This window comes from Streptomyces phaeolivaceus, from assembly GCF_009184865.1.
GTDB lineage: Bacteria > Actinomycetota > Actinomycetes > Streptomycetales > Streptomycetaceae > Streptomyces > Streptomyces phaeolivaceus.
Genome location: NZ_CP045096.1, coordinates 1,472,879 through 1,492,051, shown reverse-complemented (window position 1 = coordinate 1,492,051; position 19,173 = coordinate 1,472,879). Strand labels below are relative to the sequence as shown.

Here is a 19,173-nt window from a genome sequence, read left to right as displayed (position 1 = left end):
CCCCCAGCGGTGTCGGCTCCGATGACGCCCGCGGTGCTTCGAGCTTTGCACTCGCGTCACCGTGCGTCCATACGAGGGACGCGATCGCTCCGCCCGGCCCGGTACGGCCCGGTGCGCGCGCTTCGCGATTCCGCCGTGCCACCGGTGGGATCAGGACAGGACACGGCGGGCTGGTGCCCGACGGTCGCACACGCGCGCGCGTGGCTACGATGGGCCAGCCGGATGGCCAGCAGGGGCCACGCGGCGACACCGACCCTCGGGAAGGCCATGCTGAACAAGTACGCGCGTGCATTCTTCACGCGTGTCCTCACACCGTTCGCCGCGTTTCTGATCCGCAGGGGCGTCAGCCCCGACACGGTCACGCTCCTCGGCACCGCCGGAGTGATCGCGGGCGCGCTGGTCTTCTACCCCCGGGGCGAGTTCTTCTGGGGCACGATCGTCATCACCCTCTTCGTGTTCTCCGACCTCGTCGACGGCAACATGGCCCGTCAGATGGGCCGCTCCAGCCGCTGGGGCGCCTTCCTCGACTCCACCCTCGACCGGGTCGCCGACGGCGCGATCTTCGGCGGCTTCGCCCTCTGGTACGCGGGCAAGGGCGACGACCTCGCCCTGTGCGCCGTCTCGATCTTCTGTCTGGCGAGCGGCCAGGTGGTGTCGTACACCAAGGCGCGCGGCGAGTCGATCGGCCTGCCGGTGGCGGTGAACGGCCTGGTGGAGCGGGCCGAACGCCTGGTGATCTCGCTGGTGGCGGCCGGTCTGTCCGGGCTGCACGCGTTCGGTGTGCCCGGTATCGACGTCCTACTGCCCATCGCCCTGTGGATCGTCGCCGTCGGTAGCCTCGTCACGCTGATCCAGCGTGTCGTCACCGTCCGCCGCGAGTCCGCCGAGGCGGAGGCGGAGGCCGCCGCGGCGCCCGCCCCGGAGACCCCGGACACCGCCCGCAACAGCGAGGCGACCCCGTGAGCGCTCTGCGGGAGCGGCTCACCGACGGGCTGTACGGCCTCGGCTGGGGCACCGTCAAGAAACTTCCGGAGCCCGTCGCCGTACGCCTCGGCCGGACGATCGCCGACGCCACCTGGAAGCGGCGCGGCCCCCTCGTACGCCGACTGGAATCCAACTACGCGCGCGTGGTGCCCGGCGCGAGCCCCGAGCGCCTCGCCGAACTGTCCCGCGCGGGCATGCGGTCCTATCTGCGCTACTGGATGGAGTCGTTCCGGCTCCCCGCCTGGAGCGAGGAGCGCGTCAGGACCGGCTTCGCCTGCCAGGACCTCCACCACCTCACCGACGGCCTGGCCTCCGGCCGGGGCGTCGTCCTCGCGCTGCCGCACCTGGCCAACTGGGACCTCGCGGGCGCCTGGGTCACCACCGAGCTGAAGACCCCGTTCACGACGGTCGCCGAACGCCTCAGGCCCGAGACGCTCTACGACCGCTTCGTCGCCTACCGCGAGGGCCTCGGCATGGAGGTCCTGCCGCACAACGGCGGTACCGCCTTCGGCACCCTCGCCCGCCGGCTGCGCGACGGCGGCCTGGTCTGCCTGGTCGCCGACCGCGATCTGTCCGCGTCCGGCGTCGAGGTCGACTTCTTCGGCGAGCCGACCCGCATGCCCGCCGGACCGGCCCTGCTCGCCCAGCAGACCGGCGCGCTGCTGCTGCCCGTGACGCTCTGGTACGACGACTCGCCCGTGATGCGGGGGCGGGTGCACGCCCCGGTCGAGGTACCCGAGGCAGGTACCCGCGCCGAGAAGACGTCTGTCATGACACAGGCGCTGGCAGACGCCTTCGCCACCGGCATCGCCGACCACCCGGAGGACTGGCACATGCTCCAGCGCTTGTGGCTCGCGGACCTGGACCCCGCGAAGAGTCCCGACGGTCCCGCGACGAGTTCCGACGGTCCCGCGACGAGTTCCGACGGTCCCGCGACGAGTTCCGACGGTCCCGTGCCCGATTCCGCGCCCAATGCCGCGCCGAGTTCCGCGACGGATTCCGAGAAGGGACGCCCGTGAAGATCGGGATCGTCTGCCCGTACTCCTGGGACGTGCCCGGGGGAGTCCAGTTCCACATCCGCGACCTGGCCGACCACCTCATCCGCCTCGGCCACGAGGTGTCGGTGCTCGCCCCCGCCGACGACGACACCCCCCTGCCCCCGTACGTCGTCTCCGCGGGCCGCGCGGTCCCCGTGCCCTACAACGGCTCGGTGGCCCGGCTGAACTTCGGCTTCCTGTCGGCCGCCCGGGTACGGCGCTGGCTGCACGACGGCACCTTCGACGTGATCCACATCCATGAGCCGGCCTCCCCGTCGCTCGGCCTGCTGGCCTGCTGGGCCGCGCAGGGACCGATCGTCGCCACCTTCCACACCTCCAACCCGCGCTCCCGGGCGATGATCGCGGCCTACCCGATCCTCCAGCCCGCCCTGGAGAAGATCAGCGCGCGGATCGCGGTGAGCGAGTACGCCCGCCGCACCCTCGTCGAACACCTGGGCGGCGACGCGGTCGTCATCCCGAACGGCGTCGACGTCGACTTCTTCGCCCGTGCCAAGCCCAACCCCGACTGGCAGGGCGACACTCTCGGCTTCGTCGGCCGTATCGACGAGCCCCGCAAGGGGCTGCCGGTGCTGATGAAGGCCCTGCCGAGGATCTTCGCCGAGCGCCCCCGCACCCGGCTGCTGGTCGCCGGACGCGGGGACGAGGAGGAGGCCGTCGAGACACTGCCCAAGGAACTGCGCTCCCGCGTCGAGTTCCTCGGCATGGTCAGCGACGAGGACAAGGCCCGCTTCCTGCGCAGCGTCGACGTCTACGTTGCCCCCAACACCGGCGGCGAGAGCTTCGGCATCATCCTGGTCGAGGCGATGTCCGCCGGGGCGCCCGTCCTCGCCTCCGACCTCGACGCCTTCGCCCAGGTCCTCGACCAGGGCGGCGCGGGCGAGCTGTTCGCCAACGAGGACGCGGACGCCCTCGCGACGGCCGCCGTACGTCTGCTCGGCGACCCGGCCCGCCGCGCCGAGCTGCGCGAACGCGGCAGCGCGCATGTCCGCCGCTTCGACTGGTCGACCGTCGGCGCCGACATCCTCGGTGTCTACGAGACGGTCACGGAGGGCGCGGCCTCCGTGGCGGCGGACGAACGGGCCGGATTGCGGGCGCGGCTGGGGTTCGCCCGGGACTGAGGGGGCAGCCGGGTCGGCCGGGGGCGCGCGGGGGCCGGTAGTAGCCTTGCCGCCCGTGACTTCGACACTGATCTGGATCGCGGTCGTCCTCTTCGCGATCGGTCTCTACCTGAGCTGGACCGCGGGACGTCTGGACCGGCTGCACGCGCGCATCGACGCCGCCCGCGCCGCGCTCGACGCGCAGCTGCTGCGCCGGGCGTCGGTCGCCCAGGAACTGGCCACCTCCGGGGTGCTGGACCCCGCCGCCTCGATCGTCCTCTACGAGGCGGCGCACGCGGCGCGGCAGGCCGAGGAGGAGCAGCGCGAGGTCGCCGAGAGCGAGCTGAGCCAGGCACTCCGGGCCGTGTTCGCGGACGCGCAGCAGGTGGAGGTGGTGCGTGAGGCGCCGGGCGGGGAGGACGCCGCGAACGAGCTGGCGCAGGCCGTTCGGCGCGTGCCGATGGCTCGGCGCTTCCACAACGACGCGGTGCGGGCGGCGCGGGCGTTGCGGCGTCACCGCAAGGTCCGCTGGTTCCGGCTCGCCGGGCACGCGCCGTTTCCGATGGCCTTCGAGATGGACGACGAGCCACCGACGGCGGTGGCCGACCGGGCCACATCGTGACTTGGGGCACCTAGTGGCTCGGGGGCGCGGGTTCGTTTGCGACCGCGGGTCCGGTGGGGCCTGGTCGCGCAGGTCCCCGCGCCTCTTGAGGGCCTACGGCCCTTTCGGGCCGAAAAAGCACGGGGCGCAGCCCCTGCTTTTTCAGGGGCGCGGGGAACTGCGCGACCAGCCCCCACCGGGCCGCAGATGACCATCACCCCACAAAAACGATCCACCGCCTCCCCATTGGCCCTTGCAGTGGCCCGCACCCCTCGCGTTTCCTCGGTGATTGCAGAAACCCCCTTCCCGAGCGAGGTAAAACCCGTGTCCAGCACGCTCTCCAACCCCACCGCCCAGACCCCCGAGACCGGCACCGCGCGCGTGAAGCGCGGCATGGCCGAGCAGCTCAAGGGCGGTGTGATCATGGACGTCGTCAACGCCGAGCAGGCCAAGATCGCCGAGGACGCGGGCGCGGTCGCCGTCATGGCCCTGGAGCGCGTCCCCGCGGACATCCGCAAGGACGGCGGCGTGGCCCGGATGTCCGACCCGGACATGATCGAGGGCATCATCGAGGCCGTCTCCATCCCGGTCATGGCCAAGTCCCGCATCGGCCACTTCGTCGAGGCCCAGGTCCTGCAGTCCCTCGGCGTCGACTACATCGACGAGTCCGAGGTCCTCACCCCGGCCGACGAGGTCAACCACTCCGACAAGTGGGCCTTCACCACCCCCTTCGTCTGCGGTGCCACCAACCTCGGCGAGGCCCTGCGCCGTATCGCCGAGGGCGCGGCCATGATCCGTTCCAAGGGCGAGGCCGGTACCGGCAACGTCGTCGAGGCCGTCCGCCACCTGCGCCAGATCAAGAACGAGATCGCCAAGCTGCGCGGCTTCGACAACAACGAGCTGTACGCCGCCGCCAAGGAGCTGCGCGCCCCGTACGAGATCGTCAAGGAGGTCGCCGAGCTGGGCAAGCTCCCGGTGGTGCTGTTCTCCGCCGGCGGTGTGGCCACCCCGGCCGACGCCGCGCTGATGCGCCAGCTCGGTGCCGAGGGCGTCTTCGTCGGCTCCGGCATCTTCAAGTCCGGCGACCCCGCCAAGCGCGCCGCCGCCATCGTGAAGGCCACCACCTTCTACGACGACCCGAAGATCATCGCGGACGCCTCCCGCAACCTGGGCGAGGCCATGGTCGGCATCAACTGCGACACCCTCCCCGAGGCCGAGCGCTACGCGAACCGGGGCTGGTAAGCACCCATGAGCGACACCCCCGTCATAGGCGTCCTGGCCCTCCAGGGCGACGTACGGGAGCACCTCGTCGCCCTGGCCGCGGCCGACGCCGTGGCCAGGCCGGTGCGGCGCCCCGAGGAACTCGCCGAGGTGGACGGCCTCGTCCTCCCCGGCGGCGAGTCCACCACCATCTCCAAACTGGCCGTCCTCTTCGGCGTGATGGAGCCCCTCCGCGCGCGCGTGCGCGCCGGTCTGCCCGTCTACGGCACCTGCGCCGGCCTGATCATGCTCGCCGACAAGATCCTCGACCCGCGCTCGGGGCAGGAGACCATCGGCGGCATCGACATGATCGTGCGCCGCAACGCGTTCGGCCGCCAGAACGAGTCCTTCGAGGCGGCCGTCGCCGTCAAGGGCGTCGAGGGCGACCCCGTGGAGGGCGTCTTCATCCGCGCCCCCTGGGTCGAGTCCGTGGGCGCGGAGACCGAGGTGCTGGCCGAGCACGACGGCCACATCGTCGCCGTACGCCAGGGCAACGCCCTCGCCACGTCGTTCCACCCGGAGCTGACCGGCGACCACCGGCTGCACGCGCTGTTCGTCGATATGGTGCGCGCGAACCGGGCGGCGGAGTCCTTGTAGGATCTCTGGGGTTCGTACGGAGTTGGGTAACGCGAAGGAGACAGGCAGATGTCCGGCCACTCTAAATGGGCTACGACGAAGCACAAGAAGGCCGTGATCGACGCCAAGCGCGGCAAGCTCTTCGCGAAGCTCATCAAGAACATCGAGGTCGCGGCCCGGATGGGCGGCGTCGACATCGAGGGCAACCCGACTCTCTTCGACGCCATCCAGAAGGCGAAGAAGCAGTCGGTCCCGAACAAGAACATCGACTCCGCGGTCAAGCGCGGCGGTGGTCTTGAGGCCGGTGGCGCCGACTACGAGACGATCATGTACGAGGGCTACGGCCCGAACGGCGTCGCGGTGCTCATCGAGTGCCTCACCGACAACCGCAACCGCGCCGCCTCCGACGTCCGTGTCGCCATGACCCGCAACGGCGGCTCGATGGCCGACCCGGGCTCCGTCTCGTACCTCTTCCACCGCAAGGGCGTCGTGATCGTCCCCAAGGGCGAGCTGTCCGAGGACGACGTCCTGGAGGTCGTGCTCGACGCGGGCGCCGAGGAGGTCAACGACCTGGGCGAGTCCTTCGAGGTGCTCAGCGAGGCCACCGACCTGGTCGCGGTCCGTACCTCCCTCCAGGAGGCCGGGCTCGACTACGACTCCGCCGAGGCCAACTTCGTCCCGACCATGCAGGTCGAGCTGGACGAGGACGGCGCCCGGAAGATCTTCAAGCTGATCGACGCGCTGGAGGACAGCGACGACGTGCAGAACGTCTTCGCCAACTTCGACGTCAGCGACGACGTGATGGCCAAGGTCGACGCGTAGCGCTGCCGCGAACCGAGCGGATCCGGCGGGCCGGTGGGACACACCCACCGGCCCGCCGCCGTTGTCGGTGGCAACAGATAGCCTGCACGGACAGGCGATCGAGTGGGAGGGGGCGTGGTGCGCGTACTCGGGGTGGACCCCGGACTCACGCGGTGTGGCGTGGGTGTCGTCGAGGGCGTCGCCGGACGGCAGCTCACCATGGTCGGCGTCGGGGTCGTCCGGACGCCCGCCGACGCGGAGTTGGGGCTCCGCCTTGTCGCGATCGAGCAGGGCGTCGAGCAGTGGCTCGACGAGCACCGCCCCGAATTCGTCGCCGTGGAGCGGGTGTTCAGCCAGCACAACGTACGGACGGTGATGGGTACCGCCCAGGCCGGCGCCGTCGCCATGCTGTGCGCCGCCCGGCGCGGCATCCCCGTCGCCCTGCACACCCCCAGCGAGGTGAAGGCCGCCGTCACCGGCAGCGGCCGTGCCGACAAGGCCCAGGTCGGCGCCATGGTCACCCGGCTCCTCCGGCTCGACGCACCCCCGAAACCGGCGGATGCCGCCGACGCCCTCGCCCTCGCCATCTGCCACATCTGGCGGGCCCCCGCGCAGAACCGCCTCCAGCAGGCCGTCGCCCTGCACACAGCCAAAGCATCGAAAGGCCGTACGGCATGATCGCCTTCGTCAGCGGCCCGGTCGCCGCCCTCGCCCCGGACTCCGCCGTGGTCGAGGTGGGCGGGATCGGCATCGCGGTCCAGTGCACGCCCACCACCCTCTCCGGGCTGCGCAAGGGACAGCCGGCCAGGCTCGCCACCTCCCTCGTCGTCCGCGAGGACTCGCTCACCCTCTACGGCTTCGCGGACGACGACGAGCGCCAGGTCTTCGAACTGCTCCAGACCGCCAGCGGCGTCGGCCCGCGCCTGGCCCAGGCGATGCTCGGGGTGCACAGCCCCGACGCCCTGCGCCGAGCGGTCGCCACCGGTGACGAGAAAGCGCTCATCGCCGTCCCCGGCATCGGCAAGAAGGGCGCCCAGAAGCTGCTGTTGGAGCTGAAGGATCGCCTCGGCGAGCCGGTCGGCGCCCCCGCGATCGGCGCCCCGGTCACCCAGGGCTGGCGCGACCAGCTGCACGCCGCCCTGATCGGCCTCGGGTACGCCACCCGCGAGGCCGACGAGGCCGTGTCGGCCGTGGCCCCCCAGGCGGAGGCCGCCCAAGGCGCCCCCCAGGTGGGCCAGTTGCTGAAGGCCGCCCTCCAGACCCTCAACAGAACCCGCTGACCGCCGCACCCCCGTACCGAAGCTCTCCCCGCAGCCCCACGCCACGCCACTCCACTCCACCCCGCCCCTCCGACCGCGACCCCGAGGCACACGCAATGAACTGGGACGACACGACCGACGACACCGCCCCCGACCGGCTGGTGGGCTCCGTCGCCGACCGTGAGGACCAGGCCGTCGAGGCCGCCCTGCGCCCCAAGGACCTGGGCGAGTTCATCGGTCAGGAGAAGGTCCGCGAACAGCTCGACCTGGTGCTGCGGGCGGCACGCGCGCGCGGGGCCACCGCCGACCACGTCCTGCTCTCCGGCGCCCCGGGCCTCGGCAAGACCACCCTCTCGATGATCATCGCGGCCGAGATGGGCGCCCCCATCCGCATCACTTCCGGCCCCGCCATCCAGCACGCCGGCGACCTCGCCGCGATCCTCTCCTCCCTCCAGGAGGGCGAGGTCCTCTTCCTCGACGAGATCCACCGCATGTCCCGGCCCGCCGAGGAGATGCTGTACATGGCGATGGAGGACTTCCGCGTCGACGTGATCGTCGGCAAGGGCCCCGGCGCCGCCGCGATCCCCCTGGAACTGCCGCCCTTCACCCTGGTCGGCGCCACCACGCGCGCGGGACTGCTGCCGCCGCCGTTGCGCGACCGCTTCGGCTTCACCGCGCACATGGAGTTCTACGAACCCGCCGAGCTGGAGCGCGTCATCCACCGCTCGGCGAACCTCCTCGACGTCGAGATCGACACGGACGGCGCCGCCGAGATCGCCGGCCGTTCCCGCGGCACGCCCCGTATCGCCAACCGACTGCTGCGCCGCGTACGGGACTACGCGCAGGTCAAGGCCGACGGCTTCATCACCCGCGACATCGCCGGGGCCGCCCTCGCGGTCTACGAGGTGGACGCCCGCGGCCTCGACCGCCTCGACCGTGGCGTCCTCGAAGCCCTGCTCAAGCTCTTCGGCGGCGGACCGGTCGGTCTGTCCACGCTCGCGGTCGCCGTGGGGGAGGAGCGCGAGACCGTCGAAGAGGTCGCCGAACCCTTCCTCGTCCGCGAGGGACTGCTCGCCCGGACCCCCCGCGGCCGGGTCGCGACACCCGCCGCCTGGACCCACCTCGGACTCACCCCGCCACGCGCTACGACCGGCGGAAACGGACAACAGGACCTGTTCGGGGCGTGACCGTCTCGTGACGGCGCGGTACTCGCCCGGCATGGAACCCCGGTGACATGCTGTGCGTTGTTCCATCACGGTGGACTCGCTTAGACTCCGCCGATGCCGCCCTTGTCGGCAGCACACATACCCCCAACCATCAGGCCGCTCGCCATCGCGGTCGTGTGAAGGAAGTTCCGACCCGTGAGTCTCGTGACCCTCCTCCCGTTCATCGTGCTCATCGGGGCCATGATCCTGATGACCCGATCGGCCAAGAAGAAGCAGCAGCAGGCCGTCGACATGCGGAACCAGATGCAGCCCGGTTCCGGCGTCCGCACGATCGGGGGCATGTACGCGACCGTCAAGGAGGTCAGCGAGGACACGGTCCTCCTCGACGCCGGGCCGGGCGTCGAGCTGCTGTTCGCCAAGAACTCCATCGGTGCCGTCCTCAGCGACGAGGAGTACAACCGCATCGTCCACGGCATCGAGCACGACCTGAAGTCCGACGGCATCCCGGACGACGCCTCCTCCCTCACCGAGACCGACGAGCCCTCCGACGACGCTTCCGCCGCTTCCGACGACAAGCCCATCGACCTCGGCAAGAAGGACGCGTCCGACGACGCGGCCGACGAGCCCGCCGAGGCGAAGGCCGACGACGCCAAGTCCGTCGAAGCCGAGCCGAAGAAGACCGACGGCGAGTCCGACGCGAAGTAGTCACGTCCCGGGAGTGCGAGCGAGAACCGACCGCGCCCCGGGCACGTGCCGTTCTCGCCCGGATTCCCGACACCAGTCATGGCCGTCCCCGCGCTGACCCCGCGCACGGCGGCCCGAGAGGGAGTACGAGAAGGTGGCAGCACCGAAGAAGGGCCGGAGCGCGAGCGCCCAGAGCAAGCCTGGGCGCGCGCTGGCCCTCATCCTGATCGCCCTTGTGGCGCTCACCGGGGGAATGTTCGCCTCCGGACACACCACACCGCGTCTCGGCATCGACCTCGCCGGTGGTACGAGCATCACGTTGACGGCGATCAACGAGCCCGGCCAGCCCAACGCGATCAACAAGACCAACATGGACACCGCGGTCGAGATCATGAACCGCCGTGTCAACGGTCTGGGCGTGTCCGAGGCGGAGGTCCAGACCCAGGGCAATGAGAACATCATTGTCAACATTCCCAAGGGCACGGATTCCGAAGAGGCCAGGGATCAGGTCGGCACCACCGCGAAGCTGTACTTCCGTCCGGTCCTGCAGAGCCAGGTCGGTACCGGCGCGACCCAGACGCCGAGCGCCTCGCCGAGCACCAGCGCCAGTGGCAGCGGCTCGCCGAGCCCGTCGAGCTCCGACGGAAAGTCCGAGGACAAGGACGAGGCGACCTCGCCCGAGTCAGGTGACTCCGCCAGCCCGTCGTCCTCCGCCACGTCCCAGGGCCGTGCGCTCACCGACGCGCTGAAGGCCGACCCCACGCCCTCCGGCAGCGGCTCGGCGTCCGCCAAGGCCTCCGACAGCACCTCGCCGTCGGCGAGCCCCAGCGTCGACGCGGAGACCCAGGCGCTCCAGGCCAAGTTCGCCGCCCTCGACTGCAACGACCCGAAGCAGCGCGCCGAGGCCGGCAAGGGCAAGACCAGCGACGTGGTCGTGGCCTGTGGCGAGGACAACGGCAGCTGGAGCAAGTTCGTGCTCGGCCCGGTCGGTGTCGACGGCACCGAGGTCGAGAAGGCCCAGGCGCTGCTCGACACGCAGAGCGGCACCGGCTGGCAGGTCGTCATGGACTTCGACTCCAAGGGTGAGAAGAAGTTCGCCGACATCACCGGCCAGCTGGCGACCCAGACCTCCCCGCAGAACGAGTTCGCGATCGTCCTCGACGACGAGGTCGTCTCCCACCCCTACGTGCAGGCGGCGGTCACCGGCGGCAAGGCCGAGATCTCCGGCAGCTTCACGCAGGAGGAGGCCCAGAACCTCGCCAACATGCTGTCGTACGGCGCGCTCCCGCTGACGTTCAAGGAGTCCAGCGTCAACACCGTCAGCCCCGCGCTCGGTGACGACCAGCTGCACGCCGGTCTGATCGCCGGCGCGATCGGTCTGGCACTGGTCATGATCTACCTGATCGTCTACTACCGCGGCCTGTCGGTGATCGCCATCGCCTCGCTGCTGGTCTCCGCGGCCCTGACCTATGTGCTCATGGCCCTGCTCGGCCCGGCCATCGGCTTCGCGCTGAACCTCCCGGCGGTCTGCGGCGCGATCGTCGCGATCGGTATCACGGCGGACTCGTTCATCGTGTACTTCGAACGCGTACGGGACGAGATCCGCGAAGGGCGTTCGCTGCGCCCGGCCGTCGAGCGGGCCTGGCCGCGCGCCCGGCGCACGATCCTGGTCTCCGACTTCGTGTCGTTCCTCTCCGCCGCGGTGCTCTTCATCGTCACCGTCGGCAAGGTCCAGGGCTTCGCGTTCACGCTGGGTCTGACCACCCTGCTCGACGTCGTCGTGGTCTTCTTCTTCACGAAGCCGCTGCTCACGCTGCTGGCCCGCACGAAGTTCTTCGGCAACGGCCACAGCTGGTCCGGTCTCGACCCGAAGCGACTGGGCGCCCGGCCGCCGCTGCGCCGCACCCGCCGTTCCGTCCCCGCCGACCCGAAGGAGGCCTGAGATGTCGAAACTCGGTGACCTCGGAGCCCGACTCCACCGCGGCGAGGTCGGTTACGACTTCGTCGGCAATCGCAAGATCTGGTACGGCGTCTCGATCCTCATCACCATCACGGCCATCGTCGGCCTGGCCGTCCGCGGCCTCAGCATGGGTATCGAGTTCCAGGGCGGCGCGGTCTTCACCACGGAGAAGACGAGCGTCTCGGTCAGCCAGGCCGAGACCTACGCGGAGAAGGCCTCCGGCCACGACGCGATCGTCCAGGAACTCGGCAACGACACCCTGCGCATCCAGATCTCCGGTGTGGACACGGCCAAGTCCGACCAGATCCAGCAGCAGCTCGCCAAGGACCTCAAGGTCGACGCGGACACGATCAACGCCGATCTGGTCGGCCCCAGTTGGGGTGAGCAGGTCGCCAACAAGGCCTGGCAGGGCCTCGCGATCTTCCTGGTGCTCGTGGTGATCTATCTGGCGATCGCGTTCGAGTTGCGCATGGCCATCGCCGCCTTCGTCGCCCTGATCCACGACATCACCATCACGATCGGCATCTACGCCCTCGTCGGCTTCGAGGTCACACCGGGCACGGTGATCGGTCTGCTCACGATCCTCGGCTACTCGCTCTACGACACGGTCGTCGTCTTCGACAGCCTCAAGGAGCAGACGAAGGACATCACCAAGCAGAACCGCTGGACGTACGCAGAGATCGCCAACCGTTCGATCAACAGCACCCTGGTGCGGTCGATCAACACCACGGTGGTCGCGCTGCTGCCGGTGGCGGGCCTGCTGTTCATCGGTGGCGGTGTCCTCGGAGCCGGCATGCTCAACGACATCTCGCTGTCGCTGTTCGTCGGCCTCGCGGCCGGCGCGTACTCGTCGATCTTCATCGCCACGCCGCTCGTCGCCGACCTCAAGGAGCGCGAGCCGCAGCTGAAGGCCCTCAAGAAGCGCGTCCTCGCCAAGCGGGCGCAGGCCGAGCCGGACGACGAGGAGCCTGCGGCCGACGGGTCGTACGACGACGAGCCGGCGGACGCCACCCCCGCGGTGGTCGGCCCGCGCGCCCAGTCCGGGAGCCGCAGCCGCGGCCGGGGCGGTAAGCGGCGATGACGGACGTCAAGGAGCTGCTGCTCAGCCGTATCCGCGATGTCGCGGACTACCCCGAGCCGGGCGTGCTGTTCAAGGACATCACCCCGCTGCTGGCCGACCCGGCGGCGTTCACCGCGCTGACGGACGCGCTGGCGGAGCTGACCGTGCGGCACGGCGCCACGAAGATCGTCGGCCTGGAGGCCCGGGGCTTCATCCTGGGCGCCCCGGCCGCCGTCCGCGCGGGCGTCGGCTTCATCCCCGTACGCAAGGCGGGCAAGCTCCCCGGAGCCACGCTCAGCCAGACCTACGACCTGGAGTACGGCTCCGCCGAGATCGAGGTGCACGCCGAGGACCTGGCCGCGGGCGACCGTGTCATGGTCATCGACGACGTCCTCGCCACCGGCGGCACCGCCGAGGCCTCCCTCCAGCTGATCCGCCGCGCGGGCGCCGAGGTCGCCGGTGTCGCGGTCCTGATGGAACTGTCCTTCCTGCCGGGCCGCCGGCGCCTGGAATCCGCACTGGCCGGGGCCCCGCTGGAGGCCCTGATCACGGTCTGACCCACGCCACACCACACACGGCGGGCGCCCCGGGATCCTCCCCGGGGCGCCCGCCGCGTTGCACGCCCCCGTATCGCGCGCCCTGTATCGCGCGCCCTGTATCGCGCGCCCCGTATCGCGCGCCCCGGAGGGCGCGCCCCGGAGGGGCGCGGGGAACTGCGCGAGCACCCCCACCCGACCCGCACCGAACCAACCACCGCACACCCCCGACGCACACCCCTGCCGCACCCCCGCCACGGCCCCCGGAATCCGCCACGCGCCCCTCGCGTTGCACAGGTAGACCGCCCTCACAGTGGCCTGAAGGCGATCCCGGGGCGCGGGATCGCTACCATGGGTGCTCCGGAGCCTGACCGGGGGACCCGGATCGCGCACGAGGAGTCCTCTTGGCAGACGAGGCCCAGCACCTGACCGCCGCCAAGCCCGAGTCCGCCTCGGGCCCCGCGGCCACGCCCGCGCGGAACGCCGGCCAGGCGGACCCCGAGACGTCCACGACGTCCGCGCAGGGCTCGGTCGAGCACGCCCAGTCCGCTCCCGCCGAGAAGGCCGCCGAGCCCTCGCGCCCCAAGCCGCCCCCGGCCGAGAGCCCCGCGCCCGCGCCCGCTCCGGCGCCCCCCGCCCGCCCGGCCGCCACGGGCCAGCCGGCGCGCTCCGGCTCCTCCAACCGCGTACGCGCCCGGCTCGCCCGCCTCGGCGTGCAGCGCTCCAACCCGTACAACCCGGTCCTGGAGCCGCTGCTGCGGATCGTGCGCGGCAACGACCCGAAGATCGAGACGGCCACGCTCCGCCAGATCGAGAAGGCCTACCAGGTCGCCGAGCGCTGGCACCGCGGCCAGAAGCGCAAGAGCGGCGACCCGTACATCACGCACCCCCTCGCCGTCACCACCATCCTGGCCGAGCTGGGCATGGATCCGGCCACCCTGATGGCCGGGCTGCTGCACGACACGGTCGAGGACACCGAGTACGGCCTCGACCAGCTCCGCCGCGACTTCGGCGACTCCGTGGCCCTCCTCGTCGACGGTGTCACCAAGCTCGACAAGGTCAAGTTCGGCGAGGCCGCGCAGGCCGAGACCGTGCGCAAGATGGTCGTCGCCATGGCCAAGGACCCCCGTGTCCTGGTCATCAAGCTCGCCGACCGTCTGCACAACATGCGCACCATGCGCTACCTCAAGCGCGAGAAGCAGGAGAAGAAGGCGCGCGAGACCCTGGAGATCTACGCGCCCCTCGCCCATCGCCTGGGCATGAACACCATCAAGTGGGAGCTGGAGGACCTCGCCTTCGCGATCCTCTACCCCAAGATGTACGACGAGATCGTCCGGCTGGTGGCCGAGCGGGCACCGAAGCGTGACGAGTATCTGGCCATAGTGACCGACGAGGTCCAGCAGGACCTGCGGGCCGCCCGTATCAAGGCCACCGTCACCGGCCGCCCGAAGCACTACTACAGCGTCTACCAGAAGATGATCGTCCGCGGCCGGGACTTCGCGGAGATCTACGACCTGGTCGGCATCCGTGTCCTGGTGGACACCGTCCGCGACTGCTACGCGGCCCTGGGCACCGTCCACGCCCGCTGGAACCCGGTTCCGGGGCGGTTCAAGGACTACATCGCGATGCCCAAGTTCAACATGTACCAGTCGCTGCACACGACGGTCATCGGACCCAACGGCAAGCCCGTCGAACTCCAGATCCGTACGTTCGACATGCACCGCCGCGCCGAGTACGGCATCGCCGCGCACTGGAAGTACAAGCAGGAGGCCGTCGCCGGCGCCTCCAAGGTCCGCACCGACGCTCCCCGGAGCACCGGCAAGGACGACCATCTCAACGACATGGCGTGGCTGCGCCAGCTGCTGGACTGGCAGAAGGAGACCGAGGACCCCGGCGAGTTCCTGGAGTCCCTGCGCTTCGACCTGTCCCGCAACGAGGTCTTCGTCTTCACCCCGAAGGGCGACGTCATAGCGCTGCCGGCCAGCGCGACCCCCGTCGACTTCGCGTACGCGGTCCACACCGAGGTCGGCCACCGCACCATAGGCGCCCGGGTCAACGGCCGTCTCGTCCCGCTCGAATCCACCCTCGACAACGGCGACCTGGTGGAGGTCTTCACCTCCAAGGCGGCCGGCGCGGGCCCCTCCCGCGACTGGCTCGGCTTCGTCAAGTCACCGCGCGCCCGCAACAAGATCCGCGCCTGGTTCTCCAAGGAGCGCCGCGACGAGGCCATCGAACAGGGCAAGGACGCCATCGTCCGCGCGATGCGCAAGCAGAACCTGCCGATCCAGCGCATCCTCACCGGCGACTCCCTCGTCACCCTGGCGCACGAGATGCGCTACCCGGACATCTCCGCCCTCTACGCGGCCATAGGCGAAGGCCATGTCTCCGCGCAGAGCGTGGTGCAGAAACTCGTCCAGGCCCTCGGCGGCGAGGAGGCCGCCACCGAGGAGATCGACGAGTCCGTACCGCCCACCCGGGGCCGCAGCCGCAAGCGCCGCGGCAGCAACGACCCCGGGGTGGTCGTCAAGGGCGTCGACGACGTCTGGGTCAAGCTCGCCCGCTGCTGTACACCCGTCCCCGGCGACCCGATCATCGGGTTCGTCACCCGCGGCAGTGGCGTATCGGTTCACCGCAGCGACTGCGTCAACGTCGAGTCGCTGTCCCGCGAACCGGAGCGGATCCTGGAGGTCGAGTGGGCGCCCACCCAGTCCTCGGTCTTCCTCGTCGCCATACAGGTCGAGGCCCTGGACCGCAGCCGCCTGCTGTCGGACGTCACCCGCGTCCTGTCCGACCAGCACGTCAACATCCTGTCGGCGGCCGTCCAGACCTCCCGCGACCGCGTCGCCACCTCCCGCTTCACCTTCGAGATGGGCGACCCCAAGCACCTGGGCCACGTCCTGAAGGCCGTACGCGGCGTGGAGGGCGTCTACGACGTGTACCGGGTGACATCGGCGCGCAGGCCGTAGCCACGACATACGAGTGAGGGGCTCCCGTACGAACCGTACGGGAGCCCCTCACCTGTGTGCTCTCGGCGTCAGCCGCCGAACTCCTGCAGACCCTTCAGTGCCTGGTCCAGCAGGGCCTGGCGGCCGTCCAGCTCGCGCTGGAGCTTGTCGGCCTTGGCGTTGTTGCCCTGGGCGCGGGCCGCCTCGATCTGGGTGGTCAGCTTGTCCACGGCGGCCTGGAGCTGGCCCGTGAGACCGGCCGCACGGGCGCGGGCCTCCGGGTTGGTGCGCCGCCACTCGGCCTCCTCGGCCTCCTGGATCGCGCGCTCCACCGCGTGCATCCGGCCCTCGACCTTCGGGCGGGCGTCACGCGGCACATGGCCGATGGCCTCCCACCGCTCGTTGACCGAGCGGAAGGCGGCACGGGCCGTCTTCAGATCCGTGACCGGCAGGATCTTCTCCGCCTCCCCGGCCAGCTCCTCCTTGAGCTTGAGGTTCTCCGTCTGCTCCGCGTCCCGCTCGGCGAACACCGAGCTACGGGCGGCGAAGAACACGTCCTGGGCGCCGCGGAAGCGGTTCCACAGATCGTCCTCGTGCTCACGCTGGGCGCGGCCTGCGGCCTTCCAGTCGGCCATCAGCTCGCGATAGCGCGCGGCCGTCGGACCCCAGTCCGTCGAGTTCGACAGCGCCTCGGCCTCCGCGACCAGCTTCTCCTTGGTCTTGCGGGCGTCCTCGCGCTGCGCGTCGAGCTGCGCGAAGTGGGCCTTGCGACGCTTGGAGAACGCCGAGCGGGCGTGCGAGAAGCGGTGCCACAGCTCGTCGTCGGACTTGCGGTCCAGCCTCGGCAGACCCTTCCAGGTGTCCACCAGCGCCCGCAGCCGCTCACCGGCCGACCGCCACTGGTCGGACTGGGCCAGCTCCTCCGCCTCGGTGACCAGGGCCTCCTTGGCGTGCCGGGCCTCGTCCGACTGCTTCGCCCGCTGCTGCTTGCGCTCCTCACGGCGCGCCTCGACCGTCTCGACGAGCTTGTCCAGCCGTACCTTGAGCGCGTCCAGGTCACCGACCGCGTGATGGGCGTCCACCTGCTCGCGAATGTGGTCGATCGCGACCTGCGCGTCCTTGGCCGACAGGTCGGTGGTCTTCACCCGCTTCTCGAGGAGGCCGATTTCGACGACCAAGCCCTCGTACTTGCGCTCGAAGTAGGCCAGCGCTTCCTCAGGGGAGCCGGCCTGCCAGGAACCGACGACCTGCTCGCCGTCGGCCGTACGCACGTACACGGTCCCCGTCTCGTCGACGCGGCCCCACGGGTCGCTGCTCACAGCGCCTCCTCCACATGATGCCTGCAAGGGGCCTCAGCACCCCCGGGCATCGTCCACAGTTTCGTCACGGCCAACATAGGCGACCGGCGGGTTGCCTGTCCGCATCCCGCGCGACCGAAATTTCACTGTTGGCAGTCAGGACTTCTTGACCGTCGCCTTGTTGATCACAACGGTCGCATTGGGCGTCCCATCACCCATGCCCGTGTTCTCACCGGCCTTGGCGATCTTCGTCAGGACCTTCATCCCGGCCTCGGAGATCGTGCCGAACGGTGTGTAGTTGGCCGGCAGCGGGCTGTCCTGGAAGACCAGGAAGAACTGGCTGCCGCCGCTGTTCTTGCCCTCGCCCGTCTGCGCGTTGAACTGGTTCGCCATCGCGACCGTGCCCGCCGGGTACACATCGCCCTTCAGACGCGAGTCCTTGAGGTTCTCGTCCGGGATCGTGTAGCCGGGACCGCCCATGCCGGTGCCCTGCGGGTCACCGCACTGCAGGACGTAGATGCCCTGGGTGGTGAGCCGGTGGCACTTGGTGTGGTCCAAGTAGCCCTTGTTCACCAGGAAGTCGAACGAGTTGACCGTGTGCGGGGCCTTCGCCGCGTCCATCGTTATGGGGATGGAACCGCAGGTCGTCTGCAGATCCATCGTGTACTTCGCGGTCTTGTCGATGGTGATCGCGGGTTCCTTCTTGAAGGTGAGTTCCTTCACCTTGCCCGCGGCGGCCTTCTCACAGGGGTCCGGCGCCTTGCTGGGCGAGGCGCTGGGGCTCGCCTCCGCGCTCACGTTGTCCTTCTTGTCGTCGCCCTTGAGGACGTCGGTCGTGTACAGCGCCACACTGCCCACCAGGATCACACCGAGCACCGAGGCGATCACGGCGTTGCGGACATGGGCCTTGCGCCGTGCGGACGTGCGCCGCTGCTGCTGCCGCAAGAACTTCTCCCGGGCGAGCTGACGCCGCCGCTGATCCTGGCTGACCACGGGGTTCTCTCCTCATGCGTCTCGTACGTCGACGGGTGCGTCGCGCGTCCGTTGAGTCGACTGTTTGCGTGTGACCCGTACCGTATATGGGTTCGCTGAGGAAACGGCAGCGCCGGTAGGCTCTGATCCACAGCAACCCACCACCCTCGTACGACACAAGAAGGACGATCGTGCTCATTGCCGGGTTCCCCGCCGGGGCCTGGGGGACCAACTGTTATCTGGTCGCCCCCGCCGCCGGTGAGGAGTGCGTGATCATCGACCCGGGCCACCAGGCCACCCAGGGTGTCGAGGAGACGCTGAAGAAGCATCGGCTCAAGCCCGTCGCCGTCGTCCTCACCCACGGCCACATCGACCATGTGGCCTCGGTCGTCCCGGTGTGCGGCGCGCACGACGTACCGGCCTGGATCCACCCCGAGGACCGGTACATGATGAGCGACCCAGAGAAGGCGCTCGGCCGGTCCATCGGCATGCCGCTCATGGGCGAGCTGACCGTGGGCGAGCCCGGAGACGTCAAGGAGCTGACCGACGGGGCGAGGCTGGAGCTGGCCGGTCTGGAGCTGTCCGTCGCGCACGCGCCGGGCCATACCAAGGGGTCGGTGACCTTCCGGATGCCCGAGAACACGGAGATCCCGTCCGTGTTCTTCTCCGGGGATCTGCTCTTCGCCGGCTCCATCGGACGCACCGACCTGCCCGGCGGTGACATGGCCGCGATGCTCGACTCGCTGGCCCGCGTGTGCCTGCCGCTCGACGACTCGACCGTGGTGCTGTCCGGCCACGGCCCCCAGACGACCATCGGCCAGGAGCGCGCCACCAACCCGTATCTGCGGCAGGTGGCCGCCGGCGGCCAGGGAGAGGGTCCGACGACCCCTCCCCGACGAGGAATGTGACGAGAGAC

Annotated in this window: 18 protein-coding genes; 16 read left to right on the top strand and 2 right to left on the bottom strand. The window is 70.3% G+C overall.

All coding sequences use genetic code 11. The features are described 5' to 3' along the window. Nucleotides 1-222: 222 nt before the first annotated feature. The 15 genes from pgsA (at nucleotide 223) to F9278_RS07020 (ending at nucleotide 16,008) form a co-directional block, all read left to right on the top strand. Nucleotides 223-963 carry a phosphatidylinositol phosphate synthase gene (gene pgsA, locus F9278_RS07095; RefSeq protein ID WP_152167514.1) on the top strand — a complete coding sequence of 247 codons (741 nt, stop codon included), beginning with the start codon at nucleotides 223-225 and terminating at the stop codon, nucleotides 961-963. Beyond that, nucleotides 960-2,003 (top strand): phosphatidylinositol mannoside acyltransferase, encoded by a 1,044-nt coding sequence (locus tag F9278_RS07090; RefSeq protein WP_226966660.1) that lies wholly within the window; start codon nucleotides 960-962, stop codon nucleotides 2,001-2,003. Before pgsA ends, F9278_RS07090 begins: the two co-directional genes overlap by 4 nt. After that, nucleotides 2,000-3,160: a glycosyltransferase family 4 protein gene (locus tag F9278_RS07085; RefSeq protein ID WP_152167513.1), complete on the top strand. Its 1,161-nt coding sequence runs from the start codon at nucleotides 2,000-2,002 to the stop codon at nucleotides 3,158-3,160. Before F9278_RS07090 ends, F9278_RS07085 begins: the two co-directional genes overlap by 4 nt. Nucleotides 3,161-3,215: 55 nt before the next feature. Then, nucleotides 3,216-3,761: a LemA family protein gene (locus F9278_RS07080; protein ID WP_152167512.1), complete on the top strand. Its 546-nt coding sequence runs from the start codon at nucleotides 3,216-3,218 to the stop codon at nucleotides 3,759-3,761. Nucleotides 3,762-4,064: 303 nt separating this feature from the next. Beyond that, nucleotides 4,065-4,982 (top strand): pyridoxal 5'-phosphate synthase lyase subunit PdxS, encoded by a 918-nt coding sequence (pdxS, locus tag F9278_RS07075; protein WP_152167511.1) that lies wholly within the window; start codon nucleotides 4,065-4,067, stop codon nucleotides 4,980-4,982. Nucleotides 4,983-4,988: 6 nt separating this feature from the next. Beyond that, complete coding sequence (gene pdxT / locus F9278_RS07070) at nucleotides 4,989-5,597, top strand: pyridoxal 5'-phosphate synthase glutaminase subunit PdxT (protein ID WP_152167510.1); 609 nt, start codon at nucleotides 4,989-4,991, stop codon at nucleotides 5,595-5,597. A 48-nt stretch (nucleotides 5,598-5,645) separates the two neighbouring features. Beyond that, nucleotides 5,646-6,398: a YebC/PmpR family DNA-binding transcriptional regulator gene (locus tag F9278_RS07065; RefSeq protein ID WP_152167509.1), complete on the top strand. Its 753-nt coding sequence runs from the start codon at nucleotides 5,646-5,648 to the stop codon at nucleotides 6,396-6,398. Between the two features lie 117 nt (nucleotides 6,399-6,515). Further along, entirely contained in the window at nucleotides 6,516-7,055 is a 540-nt protein-coding gene (gene ruvC, locus F9278_RS07060; RefSeq protein WP_152173733.1) for a crossover junction endodeoxyribonuclease RuvC, read from the top strand. Further along, entirely contained in the window at nucleotides 7,052-7,657 is a 606-nt protein-coding gene (gene ruvA / locus F9278_RS07055) for a Holliday junction branch migration protein RuvA (protein WP_152167508.1), read from the top strand. The genes ruvC and ruvA overlap by 4 nt, the downstream gene beginning before the upstream one ends. A 95-nt stretch (nucleotides 7,658-7,752) precedes the next feature. Continuing rightward, nucleotides 7,753-8,823 (top strand): Holliday junction branch migration DNA helicase RuvB, encoded by a 1,071-nt coding sequence (ruvB, locus tag F9278_RS07050; protein WP_152167507.1) that lies wholly within the window; start codon nucleotides 7,753-7,755, stop codon nucleotides 8,821-8,823. Between the two features lie 174 nt (nucleotides 8,824-8,997). Beyond that, the gene (gene yajC, locus F9278_RS07045; RefSeq protein WP_152167506.1) at nucleotides 8,998-9,507 is read left to right on the top strand and encodes a preprotein translocase subunit YajC; all 510 of its coding nucleotides are present in this window, start codon (nucleotides 8,998-9,000) and stop codon (nucleotides 9,505-9,507) included. 133 nt (nucleotides 9,508-9,640) lie between these two features. Then, nucleotides 9,641-11,428, top strand: coding sequence for a protein translocase subunit SecD (gene secD, locus F9278_RS07040; RefSeq protein ID WP_152167505.1), 1,788 nt, complete (start codon nucleotides 9,641-9,643; stop codon nucleotides 11,426-11,428). 1 nt (nucleotide 11,429) lies between these two features. Continuing rightward, on the top strand, nucleotides 11,430-12,527 hold the full coding sequence (gene secF / locus F9278_RS07035; protein ID WP_152167504.1) for a protein translocase subunit SecF: 1,098 nt from the start codon (nucleotides 11,430-11,432) through the stop codon (nucleotides 12,525-12,527). Next, the gene (locus F9278_RS07030) at nucleotides 12,524-13,063 is read left to right on the top strand and encodes an adenine phosphoribosyltransferase (protein WP_152167503.1); all 540 of its coding nucleotides are present in this window, start codon (nucleotides 12,524-12,526) and stop codon (nucleotides 13,061-13,063) included. The genes secF and F9278_RS07030 overlap by 4 nt, the downstream gene beginning before the upstream one ends. Before the next feature lie 383 nt (nucleotides 13,064-13,446). Then, on the top strand, nucleotides 13,447-16,008 hold the full coding sequence (locus tag F9278_RS07020; RefSeq protein ID WP_152167502.1) for a RelA/SpoT family protein: 2,562 nt from the start codon (nucleotides 13,447-13,449) through the stop codon (nucleotides 16,006-16,008). 68 nt (nucleotides 16,009-16,076) lie between these two features. Here the strand turns inward: F9278_RS07020 and F9278_RS07015 are convergent, their stop codons facing one another. Together F9278_RS07015 and F9278_RS07010 are read right to left on the bottom strand one after the other, a co-directional pair. Then, the gene (locus F9278_RS07015; RefSeq protein WP_152167501.1) at nucleotides 16,077-17,306 is read right to left on the bottom strand and encodes a DUF349 domain-containing protein; all 1,230 of its coding nucleotides are present in this window, start codon (nucleotides 17,304-17,306) and stop codon (nucleotides 16,077-16,079) included. 135 nt (nucleotides 17,307-17,441) lie between these two features. After that, complete coding sequence (locus tag F9278_RS07010; protein WP_152167500.1) at nucleotides 17,442-18,278, bottom strand: peptidylprolyl isomerase; 837 nt, start codon at nucleotides 18,276-18,278, stop codon at nucleotides 17,442-17,444. Between the two features lie 170 nt (nucleotides 18,279-18,448). On the opposite strand from F9278_RS07010, the gene F9278_RS07005 reads away from it, so the two are divergent. Next, nucleotides 18,449-19,165 (top strand): MBL fold metallo-hydrolase, encoded by a 717-nt coding sequence (locus F9278_RS07005; protein WP_152167499.1) that lies wholly within the window; start codon nucleotides 18,449-18,451, stop codon nucleotides 19,163-19,165. The last annotated feature ends 8 nt before the right edge of the window (nucleotides 19,166-19,173 follow it).